Source organism: Arcicella rigui, from assembly GCF_034929435.1.
GTDB lineage: Bacteria > Bacteroidota > Bacteroidia > Cytophagales > Spirosomataceae > Arcicella > Arcicella rigui.
Genome location: NZ_JAYFUM010000018.1, coordinates 97,994 through 111,711, shown reverse-complemented (window position 1 = coordinate 111,711; position 13,718 = coordinate 97,994). Strand labels below are relative to the sequence as shown.

Annotated in this window: 11 protein-coding genes; 4 read left to right on the top strand and 7 right to left on the bottom strand. The window is 36.8% G+C overall.

What is annotated here, in order from left to right; translation table 11 throughout:
- Positions 1-10: 10 nt before the first annotated feature.
- The 3 genes from VB248_RS15425 to VB248_RS15415 all read right to left on the bottom strand — a co-directional run bounded on the left by VB248_RS15425 (position 11) and on the right by VB248_RS15415 (position 5,399).
- Positions 11-3,427: a SusC/RagA family TonB-linked outer membrane protein gene (locus VB248_RS15425; protein ID WP_323297696.1), complete on the bottom strand. Its 3,417-nt coding sequence runs from the start codon at positions 3,425-3,427 to the stop codon at positions 11-13.
- Between the two features lie 195 nt (positions 3,428-3,622).
- A complete protein-coding gene (locus tag VB248_RS15420; protein WP_323297695.1) occupies positions 3,623-4,726 on the bottom strand; it encodes a FecR family protein in 1,104 nt (367 codons plus the stop codon).
- A 70-nt stretch (positions 4,727-4,796) separates the two neighbouring features.
- On the bottom strand, positions 4,797-5,399 hold the full coding sequence (locus VB248_RS15415) for an RNA polymerase sigma factor (RefSeq protein WP_323297694.1): 603 nt from the start codon (positions 5,397-5,399) through the stop codon (positions 4,797-4,799).
- A 327-nt stretch (positions 5,400-5,726) separates the two neighbouring features.
- Between VB248_RS15415 and VB248_RS15410 the strand changes: the two genes are divergently transcribed.
- On the top strand, positions 5,727-7,250 hold the full coding sequence (locus VB248_RS15410) for a serine hydrolase domain-containing protein (protein WP_323297693.1): 1,524 nt from the start codon (positions 5,727-5,729) through the stop codon (positions 7,248-7,250).
- 141 nt (positions 7,251-7,391) lie between these two features.
- Here VB248_RS15410 and VB248_RS15405 read toward each other — a convergent pair whose 3' ends face one another.
- Both VB248_RS15405 and VB248_RS15400 read right to left on the bottom strand, forming a co-directional pair.
- Positions 7,392-7,769 carry a DUF779 domain-containing protein gene (locus VB248_RS15405; protein WP_323297692.1) on the bottom strand — a complete coding sequence of 126 codons (378 nt, stop codon included), beginning with the start codon at positions 7,767-7,769 and terminating at the stop codon, positions 7,392-7,394.
- Positions 7,770-7,868: 99 nt separating this feature from the next.
- Positions 7,869-9,419, bottom strand: a complete 1,551-nt coding sequence (locus VB248_RS15400; RefSeq protein WP_323297691.1) for an aldehyde dehydrogenase family protein — start codon at positions 9,417-9,419, stop codon at positions 7,869-7,871.
- A gap of 285 nt (positions 9,420-9,704) precedes the next feature.
- Here VB248_RS15400 and VB248_RS15395 point away from each other — a divergent pair, with 285 nt between their 5' ends.
- Entirely contained in the window at positions 9,705-10,673 is a 969-nt protein-coding gene (locus VB248_RS15395) for an AraC family transcriptional regulator (RefSeq protein ID WP_323297690.1), read from the top strand.
- Positions 10,674-10,763: 90 nt separating this feature from the next.
- Here the strand turns inward: VB248_RS15395 and VB248_RS15390 are convergent, their stop codons facing one another.
- Both VB248_RS15390 and VB248_RS15385 read right to left on the bottom strand, forming a co-directional pair.
- Complete coding sequence (locus VB248_RS15390; RefSeq protein ID WP_323297689.1) at positions 10,764-11,390, bottom strand: NAD(P)H-dependent oxidoreductase; 627 nt, start codon at positions 11,388-11,390, stop codon at positions 10,764-10,766.
- Between the two features lie 141 nt (positions 11,391-11,531).
- Positions 11,532-12,227 (bottom strand): XRE family transcriptional regulator, encoded by a 696-nt coding sequence (locus VB248_RS15385; protein ID WP_323297688.1) that lies wholly within the window; start codon positions 12,225-12,227, stop codon positions 11,532-11,534.
- Between the two features lie 172 nt (positions 12,228-12,399).
- On the opposite strand from VB248_RS15385, the gene VB248_RS15380 reads away from it, so the two are divergent.
- Together VB248_RS15380 and VB248_RS15375 are read left to right on the top strand one after the other, a co-directional pair.
- Positions 12,400-12,573, top strand: coding sequence for a hypothetical protein (locus VB248_RS15380; protein ID WP_323297687.1), 174 nt, complete (start codon positions 12,400-12,402; stop codon positions 12,571-12,573).
- 217 nt (positions 12,574-12,790) lie between these two features.
- Entirely contained in the window at positions 12,791-13,678 is an 888-nt protein-coding gene (locus tag VB248_RS15375) for a glycerophosphodiester phosphodiesterase family protein (protein WP_323297686.1), read from the top strand.
- Positions 13,679-13,718: the final 40 nt, after the last annotated feature.

The following is a 13,718-nucleotide window of genomic DNA, read 5'->3' as shown; positions in this document are numbered from 1 at the left end:
TGATTCCTAATTAAAATTTACAATTAATACCTAATGTATAAGTAGCGGCAACAGGATAGCTACCATAATTTACGCCCGGAGCTAATGAATTACTGCCATTGAATCCTACTTCTGGGAACGAACCTGTGTAAGGTGAAACCGTGAAAAGGTTTTGTCCTGATACATAGGCTCTCAAGCCTTTGAAGTATTTCTTAGGTTTGAAATTATAACCAACTGTAATATTTCTCACTACCATATAAGAGCCATCCATTACCCAAGCATCGCTTGTATTTCTTGAGAAAGAATCGCCAGCTAAAGCCGAACCTGCACTTTGTATGCGTCCGCTTCCTTGGTTATTGATGTCTTTATAAGCATTCAGTACGTCTTTGTGTAAGTTGAAGACACCATCTTGGTTGTAAAGAAATCTTTTGTAAAAGTCTAAGATTTGTCCGCCTTGTGAACCATTGACTAATACAGAAATGTCTAAATCTCCAATGGTTACACGGTTGGTCATGCCCCAAATAAAGTCTGGGTATGGACTACCGATAACGGTTTGGTCGTTTGCATCGATTTTCCCATCGCCGTTAATGTCTTCAAAGCGAATACTGCCAATCGTTTGTACAGAAGCACGTGGGTACTTTGCCAAATCTTCCACTGTATTGAAAAATCCACCAGCCATTTTATAGCCATAAAATAAGCCCATTGGTTGGTCGAGTAAAGTAACGCTACCATTATCGCCCGATTGAATTTTGGTGCGGTTACCCAAACTGATTACTTTGTTTCTATTGAAGGAAATGTTGAAATCAGTATCCCAGTGGAATTTACTTTTATTGATATTTCTGCTACTTAATGAAATCTCTAAACCTCTATTTCGCACATTTCCTAAGTTAGTAATGGTAGAACTAAAGCCAGAAGACGAAGGAATATCAATACTTTGTAGCATACTTTCGGTAAATCTTTCATAAAGTTCTACGATAAGATTAAGCTTTCCTTTCAATAAAGAAGCATCTAAACCAATGTCTGTTTGCTTAGATTGTTCCCAACCCAAATTGGTATTTCCGAGTGAAGTAATTGCTTGACCTGTTACGATTTTTCCACCAAAAACGTAGTTATCCAAGCCTAATAATTTCTGAGCTGTGAAGTTCCCGATGTTGTTGTTTCCTGCCAAACCGTAGCTTACTCTTAGTTTTAGGTCATCAACAATGTTTGATTTTGGAAAGAAACTTTCTTCTGAAACTCTCCAACCCACAGATGCCGAAGGGAAAGTTCCCCAACGATTATCTAACCCAAATTTTGAAGAACCATCTCTTCGCACAGTCGCATTGAACAAATACTTGTCTTTATAAGCATAAGTAACTCTTGCTAAATATGAAAGCAAAGCCGCTTTTCCACCGCCAGCAGAAGCACTTACGCCAGTGGCAATGGCAGAGTTGATGGTCTGAATTACATCATCTGCATAACCGTTTCCGTTGACTGTTGTCGATTTAAAGATTTCTTTCTGAGCAGAATAGCCCACCAAAGCCGTAAATCTATGGTCTTTGATACTTTGGCTATAAGTAAGTGTGTTTTCGGATAACCAGTTGAAAGTACGAGCAGAATAATTACTTCCCGTAGCCAAAGTAGGAGGAGGGTTACGGAATCCGCCGACGGTTGAGGGCGTAAATTTATCTTGTGTATCAATCAATAAATCGGTATTGAAAGTAGTCAAGAATTTAAGATTCGGTAGAATTTCTATACCCAAATACGTATTTGCCAAAGTACGGATGTTGTTTCCATAATTGGTTGTATTTACCAACATATTCACAGGATTGGCATTGTTGAAAAATCCTGCCGAAGTAATATTGGGCGTATAAGTACCATCAGCTTGGTAAACAGTTGGGAATGGACTGTTTAGATACGACTGCGTAATGATAGCCGAGTTGAAGTGTCCTTCGGTTTCTGCTAAATGTCTGATAGTAAACGAAGGAGAAATATTTAATCCAACCGTGATTTTCTTAGAAATATTAGCGTCAATATTTCCACGAATAGAAAAGCGTTGGAAATCTGTATTCAATAAAACCCCTTGTTGATTGAAGTAACCCATCGAAACCATCGAACGCAAGTTTTCTGTGCCTTTGGTAATGGTTAAATTATAGTTTTGCATCGGAGCATCTCTACTGATTTCATTAAACCAGTTTGTGCCAGCTCCAATACTACTTGGGTTACGATAAGCCTCAGCAACTGAATTGATATTAAAAGTTTGTCCTTTGATGGCAGCCAAACCTTGTGCCGCATCAATCCTGTTTTGGGCAAATTCTGCGGCAGTCATTACTTGCACTCGGTTGCGGTCGGGGATTGTTTGCAAACCTGTATAAGCACTAAATTCAATATTGGTAGCACCATTTTTGGCGTGCTTAGTCGTAATCAAAACTACACCATTTGAACCTCTTGAACCATAAATGGCAGTAGAAGCGGCATCTTTCAAAATACTGATTGACTCAATGTCATCAGGTGAAATTGTACTTAATGGGTTAGACGTTTTACTGTAGTAGTTAGTCATCGGAAATCCATCAATTACATACAAAGGGTCGTCTCCTGCACCGATAGAACCAGAACCCCTGATTCTGATAACGGGGCCACTTCCCGGTGTGCCTGATACTTGGTTTACTTGTACACCTGCTACTTGTCCTGCTAATTTTTGGTCAACACTGGTAACGGGTAAATCTTTGATATTCTGTGTTTTAATTGTAGCTACTGCTCCTGTTACATCTTTACGGTCTTGTGTTCCATAACCTACAACTACTACTTCTGATAAGGTTTTATCTTCCTCAGCAAGAGTAACATTAATAACAGTACGATTGCCAACCAATATTTCTTGACTACGAAAACCTATAAAAGAAAAGACAAGTACAGCTTGTCCGTCTGTTACATTGATTTTGTATTCTCCTTTGTTGTCGGTAGTTGTTCCTTTAGACGTGTCTTTTACTTTTACAGAAACGCCCGGCAATGCCTCGCCTTTTTCATCTGTTACTTTTCCAGTAATCGCAATAGCAAAGGCTTGTTCTGAATTATCCATGTATTCTTTGATGGGCAGAAACTTGGCTTCGTTACTTTGCCGACTCAGGATGATGTATTTTTCAGATACTTCATAATTGATTTTATTCGGTTTGAATAAATTATCAAGAATCACTGCCAATTTCTCATTATTGAAATTGACAGAAATTACTTTATCTGAGGGAATAAGGTTTTGGATATAAGTAAACCTAATTCCTGCCGAACTCTCGATGCTTTTCAGCACGCTTTTCATATCTCTTTTATCGGCATGTAAAGAGATTTTCTTTTCTAAGATAGCCTGTGCACTGGTATGAGCGAAACTCATACTCGTAAAGAGGATTACTACAAGAAACTGTTGAAAAGATAATTTCATGATTTTCAGAAAAATCTGGGTAATTTTTCGATGTTTTTCCATACTTTTGAAACGGTTTTGTAATTGATAAAAAATGCAAAATGCTTCCCTTCCTCTTTCTCATTAGCGTGCGAAGAAGAGGGACAAATGAAAGTCGGTTGATGCTGGTACCATCACCCGGCTTTTTTCCAATAAAAATTAGATTGTGTAATGATTAACTCATAGAAATAGTTTAATTGGGTTTATTGTTATTTTTACTTATTCACATCCTTTACTATAAACGACTACTTGCCCATCAATAATTTCATAGCTCGCTCCAATCGTTTTACAAATTAGTTTCATTTTATCGAACAGAGGTTCATCGCCAAGCGGAGCTGTCAGATAACATTTTTTCATCAAGTCTTCATCATAGACAATCTCAATTCCATAAGCTTTTTGTAAAGTAGCAAATACAATACTTATGGGCGTGTTGTCAAATTCAAAGTTTTGAAAGCTAGAAGGCTCAACCAAAATGGCTGGTTTTTCCACAAGCATTTTATTCAAACGGTCACTTTTTCGTTCATAAACTACTTGCTGATTGGGTTTTAGTACTACGCCTTTCAATTCATCTTCCAGTTTTTCGTCTCTTTCGGTTGTTGATTTATTGGCAAAAACTGATACTTTACCCGTTTTTACCGAAACCGTCACCTCTTTCGCATTGGCATAGGCTTTTATTCTGAAACTTGTTCCTAATACTTTGGTAATGAGTTCGTTGGCATATACCAAAAAGGGTCTTTTAGGATTTTTTGATACTTCAAAAAAGGCTTCTCCTGTTAAATACACTACTCTTTTGTGGGCTTCAAAAGCTTGTTTAAATCTCAATGTTGAGTTTTTTTCTAAGCTCACCACACTGCCGTCGCTCAAATAGATTTTTTTAGTGGTATTGCTCAGGTTTACTTCTTCAATATAATCTCCGTCTGTTTGTGAATAGCTGGACAAATAAGCCATTGGATGCTTGTTTTGGGTTTTCCACCAAAACGAAATACCCAAGCAAATTACTAACGCTGCCGCTATACGGAAATACGGAATTCTAAATTTGAATAGATGATTTTCTCTTTGTCGTTCTTCGCTATCTTGTACTCTATGTTGAATATTATCCCAGATTTTAGCTGTTTTTTCAAGCGGAAAATATTGTGCTTCGGCTTCTCTTAGACCAATGACGAGCAAACGGGCATCTTCAATGACTGAGTTTTTTTCAGGATATTCTTCCAGATACCGATGCCAAAAAGCATCACTTTCTGCGTTGGGATTCAATACCCAATTTTTGAAATAATCATCTGCTACAAAATCCTCTATTTCAAAGTTTTGATAATTCATCGACATAGTTTTGAACGTCTTATACTTACTAATGCAAGAAAGAGCTTATTTTAATCCATTTTTATATAAAAATATTTTAAAATATTTTTAATTGATTACTAATCAGTATGATAAGGATTGGATAAATGATGTGTTCTTTTAAAAATCGTAAACCTGTATAGATAAATTTACAGGCAGATTGGTAATTTACGCCCATCAACTGTGCTACTTCTTCATTACTAAAATCATGAAAGAAGCGAAGATTAATGGCTTCTTGTTGGCGTTTTGGGAGTTTTTGAATGGCTTTTTTTAGATAATTGAGTTGCGAAGCCTCTTTTTCTTGAAGGATAATATTGTACTCTGTTGATACTTCGTTCAACCAGTCGGGTAAATCTTGGTTTTCGTCAATAACATCAAAAGTATTTTTTTCCTTGTTCCGATAAATCTTATTTCGAAGTGCTTTGAACAAGTAAAATTTTATAGAATCTGTTTCGGAAAGATTACTCTTACTATTCCAGAGTTCGTAAAATAAATCTTGAATACTGTCTTCAATCAAGCTTTCGTCTTGAGTAATTTTATGACCATAATTCAAAAGTGCTTGAATATATTGTTCGTAAATTAGGGCAAAAGCCTTTCTGTCACCTTGTCTAAAGGTATTCCACAGTATTTTCTCGGAAGTAAGACTCTTTTGACTTTGCATGTACAGAAAAGAAATTTGATAAAACAAATACTCTTTAAAGGGCAATTAGATAGGATAATTACTGAAAAAATTTGTATAAATATAATGCTTTAGGAGTCGAGAAATGGAAGAAATAACGAAAATAAATTTTATTAGAAAAAAAATGTAGATTTTATTATTTCTTAATTGATTTATAATCAGTCACTTATTGGTATGTCGGATTTTAAGTGCTATTTAGAGCATAAGATAGCATGAAGGAAATTAAAGTATAGTGTATAATAGTGTAATCTCGAACAATTTAAGTATTTTGGAATATTCTTTTCAAACCATTTCATAAAATCAACAAACATGAATCTTTTTAAAAAATTATCTTTACTTTGTTTAGTTGCTTTTGTCTGCACGGCGTGGCAAGGCAAAGCCCAAAGTAATGACGAACGCTTACAAAATATCAAAGCTGCTTTACCACAAATCGACCAAATTTTTAAAGAATATGCCCAGAAAAACCATTATCCAGCTTTTGTGTATGGTTTGGTGTTGGATGGGAAACTGATTCATTCGGGCAATATTGGCTACGCAAATCTTCAGAAAAAAATACCTGCCAACAACCAAACTGATTTTAGAATTGCCAGTATGTCGAAGAGTGTGACGGCTATGGCGATTTTGAAATTAAGAGATGAAGGAAAATTAAAACTTGACGACCCTGCTTATTTGTACGTTCCTGAATTAAAGAGCCAACATTTGCCCACCAAAGATGCTCCTGCGATTACGATTCGTAATTTATTGACACACTCAGCAGGTTTCCCAGAAGATAATCCTTGGGGTGACCGCCAATTGGCAATTAGCGATGCGGCTATGTTGAATATGTTTAAAAAAGGAATTTCATTTTCCAATAATCCAAGTACAGCTTATGAGTACAGCAATATGGGTTTTGCGATATTGGGTTATATCATCAAAAAAGTATCAGGAAAAAGCTACCAAAAATATACGCAAGAACATATTTTCAAGCCTTTGGGCATGAGTCATACTTATTGGGAATACAATGAAGTACCTGCTGATAAGCTCGCTCATGGCTATCGTTGGTTGAAAGAAGAGTGGGTCGAGCAACCTCTTTTGCATGATGGAGCTTATGGTGCAATGGGCGGTTTGATTACTACTATTGACGATTTTGCGAAATATGTAGCTTTTCATCAGTCAGTTTGGCCAGCCAGTGATGGCCCAGAGAAAGGCCCAATCAAAAGAAGTTCTGTGCGAGAAATGCAACAGCCTTGGCAATTTAGTGGTCTGAATGCGAATTACAGGTATCCCACTGGACGCAAAACGGTAATGACCAATGCTTATGGCTATGGTTTGTCGCACGCTTTGGATGGCGAAGGACGACGCTCGGTTGGTCATAGCGGAGGTTTGCCCGGTTTCGGAAGTAACTGGCGTATTTTACAAGATTATGGTTTGGGCGTAATTTCGTTTAGTAATCTTACTTATGCTGGTACGGGTTATTTCAATGTACAAGTATTGGATACTTTGGTGGCTCTTGCAAAGCTGAAACCTCATCCAATTCCTGTTACGCCGATTTTGAAACAAAGAGTAAATGAGCTAAAGGCTTTGTTGCCTTCATGGAAAAATGCAGAAAGTACGGGCATTTTTGCTGAGAATTTTTTCCTTGATTATTTTGAGGAGAGTTTGAGTAGCGAAGCTAAAGCTATTTTTGAGAAAGCTGGAGTAATCAAAGGTTTGAAGGAAATCAAACCAGAAAATAATTTAAGAGGTACTTTTACTTTAGAAGGCGAAAACGCCAATATTGAAGTAAGCTTTACGCTAACACCAGAAAACCCTGCTTTGATTCAGGAGTATCATATTAAATTGGTGGGGAAATAGTTTTTTTGGACTTTAGGACTTGAAGACTATATGACTTTAGATTTTAAGATTTTGGACTTAAAGACTTTAAGACTTTAAGAATAATATAGAATCCTCAAGTCTTCAAGTCCTCAAGTCCTCAAGTCTCCAAATCCTCAAGTCTCACAATCCATTAGAAACAGGCGATAAATTTTCTAATTCCTCTTTAGAATACACTTGCGAGCGAATGATAAAACGCAAACCCAAAGGTATTTCTAAGGAAAAACTTGCTCCTCTACCAGCTACAACATCCAACGTTAATTGAGTGTATTGCCAATATTCAAACTGAAAAGCACTCATATAAAACTCGCATCCGTAGATTTCGCCCAGTAAAATATCATTAACACCTGTTTTAAACTCACCAACAGGAAAACACATCGGAGCAGAGCCGTCGCAACAACCGCCACTCTGATGAAACATGATTGGCCCATGTTCTTTACGAAGTCTATCAATCAGCTCCTCTGCCGCAGCAGTGAGTAATACTCTTGGGGTTTTGTCCATGGTTTTTATTGAGTGGCTATCGGTCATCAGATTTCAGCAATCGGTTTTCAGCTTTTAGTTATCAAAAACTGAAAGCTGAAAACTGACTGCTGATAGCTATTAAAAGAATCCTAAAGCCTTTTTGTCATAAGAAATCAACATATTTTTGCAAGAACGGTAGTGGTCAAGCATCATTTTGTGGTTTTCACGACCGAAACCAGATTTCTTATATCCACCAAATGGAGCATGAGCAGGATAAGCATGGTAGCAGTTCACCCAAACACGACCCGCTTGGATAGCTCTTGGTACTTGATACAATTCGTGTGCATCACGAGTCCAAACACCAGCACCTAAGCCATAAAGCGTATCGTTAGCAATTTCGATAGCCTCTTCTACGGTTTTGAAAGTAGTAAGAGCGGCTACTGGCCCAAAAATTTCTTCTTGGAAAATACGCATCTTGTTATGTCCTTTCAAAATAGTAGGTTGGATATAGTAACCATTGGCAGCGTCGCCTTCTTGTAAGTGAGCCGAGCCACCGCAAAGTGTTTCAGCACCTTCGTCTTCACCGATTTTCAAGTACGATAAGATTTTTTCGTATTGGTCGTTTGAAGCCTGAGCACCAATCATCGTAGTCATATCTAATGGATGACCTTTTTTGATAGCATTTACTCTTTCGATTACTCTTGCAATAAAGGCATCAGCGATAGACTCGTGAACCAAAATTCTTGAAGGACAAGTACAGATTTCACCTTGGTTCAAAGCAAACATCGCTGCACCTTCCAAACATTTATCGAAGAACTCATCGTCAGCATCCATTACGCTTGGGAAGAAAATATTTGGTGATTTTCCGCCTAATTCCATCGTTACAGGGATAATGTTCTCAGAAGCATACTGCATAATCAAGCGACCAGTTGTAGTTTCACCTGTAAACGAAACTTTGGCAATACGGGTAGAGCTTGCTAAAGGTTTACCAGCTTCCAAACCAAAACCGTTCACGATATTTACAACCCCAGCAGGAATTACGTCTTGCAACAATTCCATCAAACACATAATACTTACAGGCGTTTGTTCTGCTGGTTTCATCACTACGGTACAGCCAGCCGCCAAAGCAGGAGCAAGTTTCCAAGTAGCCATTAATAGTGGGAAGTTCCAAGGAATGATTTGTCCAACTACACCAATTGGTTCGTGGATAATCAACGAAAGTGTATTAGGATCATGTTCAGCCGCAGAACCTTCGTCTGTTCTGATACAAGCAGCGAAGTAACGGAAGTGGTCAACTACTAAAGGTAAATCTGCATGAATGGTTTCTCTTATAGGCTTACCGTTATCAATCGTTTCAACAGCAGCCAGATACATCAAGTTTTGTTCGATAATATCGGCAATTTTCAATAAAATATTACTTCTGGTAGTAGCCGAAGTTTTCGACCAAGTTTTAAATGCTTCGTGTGCTGCATCCAAAGCTAATTCAACATCTTCTTTCGTAGAACGAGCTACTTTCGCAATCGCTTTTGCATCAATCGGAGAAGTGTTCTCGAAGTATTGCCCATTGATAGGTGCAACCCACTTGCCGCCGATAAAGTTTTCGTACTGATTTCTAAAAATTGGTCTTGCTACAAGATTGTCGGTATTTACGCTCGCTGTTACAGGAGCTTCTGCTTCAAGATTTGCCATGATTTTATTAAAGTCTTTATTGATTGATTTATTTTATACAAATTTATCTTGAATTGTTACAATAAGTGTTTACTTTTATATCACAAAACTTGACGATAGTATCATTGTATTTTTCAGCCATAATTTTGAATTATTACTATAAAATTGATGATAGTATCATAAAAATTGACAATTGTATCTTTGTATAATTAAATAATTGCATCAAGCGTTTGATATAATTATTATTGTATAGATTGTTAATCAACCATTGAATAACATTTAACATTAGAGTTCAATCAAAAACAAATGAAACAGATTCATAAGCCCCAATCGCCAGCACTCAAGCCGATAAAGGATTTAACGACACTCGTAGAGAACCGTACTGTTTACTCATTAGATAATTTTGAACTAAATATTTTCGAGACACATCAACGCAGTGAAGACGTTCGCTTGAAGTTTAATAGTTTTGTGCTGACGACCATGTTTCGGGGAAAAAAAGTTATGCACTTGTTCGATAAACAAGGCTTTGAGTACCTCCCGGGCGAATCTGTTATTGTGCCAGCGGATGAAGAAATGAAAATTGATTTTCCAGAAGCCGACTTTTCGAATCCCACACAGTGTATGGCTTTGGCAATTAAGAGTGAGCAGATTAAAGAAACTATCAATTTACTGAACGAGAAGTATGCTAAAGTAGAGGAGAACGATTCTTGGAAAATAGATTTAGATACTTTTCATTTAAAAAATTCTTTAGAAGTAACCAGTACCATCGACCGCTTGGTGAAAGTATCCACAGAAACCAATTCGGCAAAAGATTTATTTGCCAATTTTATGATTAATGAATTATTAATCAGATTGATGCAAACGCAAGCAAGAGTATTGATTGTGGATAATTATAAAAAATACGCCAATACAAACCGCTTTGCTTTTGTGGTGCAGTACATCAAAGAACACATTACCGAAAAGCTAAGTATCGAAAAACTCTGTGATTTGGCTTGTATGAGTAAACCCAATTTTTTCAGACAATTTAAAAGAGAACTCGGCATTACGCCCGTTGACTTTATCAACCAAGAAAGAATCAAAATCGCCAAAGAATTATTGGCTGAAACCCGAAATGATATTAGCGACGCTTGTTTTAAAGCTGGCTTTGGAAGTACCAATTACTTCTTTATTATTTTCAAAAAACACGTAGGGGTTACGCCCGGGAAATTCAAAGAATTATGTATGCTGTCGGGCGGAAGAGGTTTGGTGAATATTACTCCAAAAATGGTTGGGTAGCCTTATATTCATTACTCATATAAAAAAGGAAGAGCGGTCAAAGTTTTCATTTGACCGCTCTTCCTTTTTATAAACAATCGCTTTTGTTGGCTATAAATGGATGAAGAAATCTTCTTTACTTCTTCTTACTTTTTTAGCAGATGCCAAAAAGTCTTTTTCAACATCACGATAACCCAATGGCATCAATAAAACACTTCTTAAACCTTTTTCTTTCAAGCCCAATAATTCATCTAATGCTGCTGGGTTGAAACCTTCCATTGGAGTAGCGTCAACGCCTTCGCTTGCAGCGGCAACCAAGCCAGTTCCTAAAGCAATATAAGCCTGACGAGCCGCCCACTGATAATTTTCTTCGGCACTACGGTTTAAAATTCCTTCAAAATTTGCTCTGAAACCTGCTAAAGATTCAACAGAAACGCCTCTTTCCGAAGCAATTTGAGCCATATAAGTATCTACTTTTTCTTTTGTTACGTTGTCCCAAGCGGCAAAAATTAATAAATGCGACGATTCTACAATTTGTGGCTGATTGTAGGCAGTCGGCTGAATTTTACTTTTTAGTTCTGGATTATCAATCACAATTACATTGAAAGGCTGTAAACCTAATGAAGAGGCTGACAAACGGATAGCTTCTAAAATAGTATCTACTTTTTCTTGAGGAACTATTCCTCCAGTCATTCTTTTTGTGGCATAACGCCAATTTAGGGTTGTTAATATGCTCATGTTTTGATGTCGTTAAATTAAGTACTTATACATTTAATGTAACAACATTTAATTGTATTTTAGTTCAACATCCATCAAAAAAAGAGCAGATTCCCGAAGAAATCTGCTCTAAATGGTATTAAGTTCTATAAATCATATAGATTATACAGGAAATACTGATGAGTAATAACCCACAAAACGCCAAAGTTCCTGTACATCATCGCCCAAAACTGGATAAGGAGCATAATGCTCGTTGGTTGATTTTAGTACCAAAACATTCATTTCTGTTAAGTAATTGAATACTTTTTTTAGTACAATGCCTTCGCTGCGAGTGACCACTACACAAACAGTTCCGTCACGCACCGTTTTCCAGTTTTCTATATATTCTGCAAAAACCAATGAACCTTCTTTCAAAGGCAACATCGAATCGCCCTGTATCGGAAATACTCGGTACTTTTTGTCTTTTGCCAAAAATGGTACATTGAATACAGGCAAATTGCTGATGTACTCCAAATCGCCATAGCCATTTACATAGCCAGCCACAGCCTTGATGGGTACATACTCGATGTTATCCTCATTGTCGGGGCTGACGGTCGTTGTAAGAATCCTCAACTTTTCTTCTTGTTTCGGAAAAGCAGGTTTTATCGAAAGGTCTTCTTTCAATAATTCATCAATACTTACTTTAAAATATGCCGATAATTTTACTAAATCTCCATAGCGAGGCTCTGCTCTTCCGCTTTCATAAGAGCCAAGTGTAGATTTTTTAATCATTAATTCATCAGCCATTTTCTCCTGTGAAACCTTACCTTCAAGGCTTTTGCGTAAAAATTGTAGATTTTGACTAAAAAATGTATCCATATATTTGGTTTTTAATTTTTATTTTGAGTAAATTTAGTAGATAAATTGCAAATATTACTAAATGTAAAAATATAAAATTTAGTCAAATATTCAAAATGAATACTTTTTTTAATCAAGAATAATAAAATACGTGATTGTTTCCTTTTTTTGAACGATTTGATTCCAATATATTATGAAACCGAAAACAAAACTTTTTACTTCATACGACTTAATCAAAGCCATTGAAAGAGCCGCTCATTTTATTGACGCAGGAAATCACCAAGTGATACAAGACAAGTCGGAAGTATTGCCTGATAAAAAAGGTTATAGAGTAACGATTAAATATCACTCTTTCGCCCGCAATTAAAAGCTTGGTTCTATTGAACCCAGTTACCAATATTTCTACTTTTTTGATGGGATTTGTTTAACCTCTATGTCTATCAGTAGAGTCCTTCGGCAAGCCGAAGGACTCGAATTCTGTTGGAGGAAAACATTTTATCAAAAAATAATCTATTTCAGCATGAAAGCTGTTGTGCTTTGAGTAATTTTCTATGAAGAAAACAATCAACAAACAGCCCTTTTTTATGAAACATATTGTTTTATTATTGACTTATTGCTTTCTGAGCTTTTCGAGTATGGCTCAGGTTTTTGATATTGAAGGACATCGTGGTTCAAGAGGACTGATGCCCGAAAATACCATTCCAGCTTTCAAAAGAGCATTGGATTTGGGCGTAACTACGCTCGAAATGGATGTTTGTATTTCAAAAGATTTACAAGTGGTAGTTTCGCACGAGCCTTATATGAGTGCCTTGTATGTTTCAAAACCCGACGGCTCGCCCGTTACGAAAGAGGAGGAAAGTAATTACAATCTTTTCAAGATGACATACTCCGAAATCAAGCAATTTGATACTGGCAAACGTGGAAATGAAAGATTTCCTGAGCAGCAAAAAATGGCGGTTCACAAGCCTTTACTTGTCGAAACGATTCAGGCTTGCGAAGCTTATATCAAAGAAAAAGGTTTGCAACCCGTTCGCTACAATATTGAAATCAAATCAGAAGAAAGTGAGTACGGAATTTCTCAGCCCAAAACTGTTGAAGTATTTTCCGACCTCGTTTACAAAGTAATTATCCGCCACTTACCCGCCGACCGTGTGATTTTACAAAGTTTTGATTTCAACGTTTTGAAATATTGGCATTCACAAATCTTGAATAAGCAATATCAAAATATCGCACTTTCGGCATTGGTTGAAAAATTAGATGCCCAAGCTACTTTTTCGGCTTTAGGCTTTTTGCCAAGTTATTATAGTCCTTACTTTAAAATTCTTACGAAAGAAGAAGTACAATTTTGCCATGATAAACAGGTAAAAGTAGTGCCGTGGACGATAAATACCGTGGAGGAAATGAAACAAACCAAAGCCCTTGGCGTTGACGGACTCATCAGCGATTATCCTAATCGAGCTAAAGATTTATAATTTTTTAAAGATTTTTTTACTGAAAATCAAGCAAATAGCT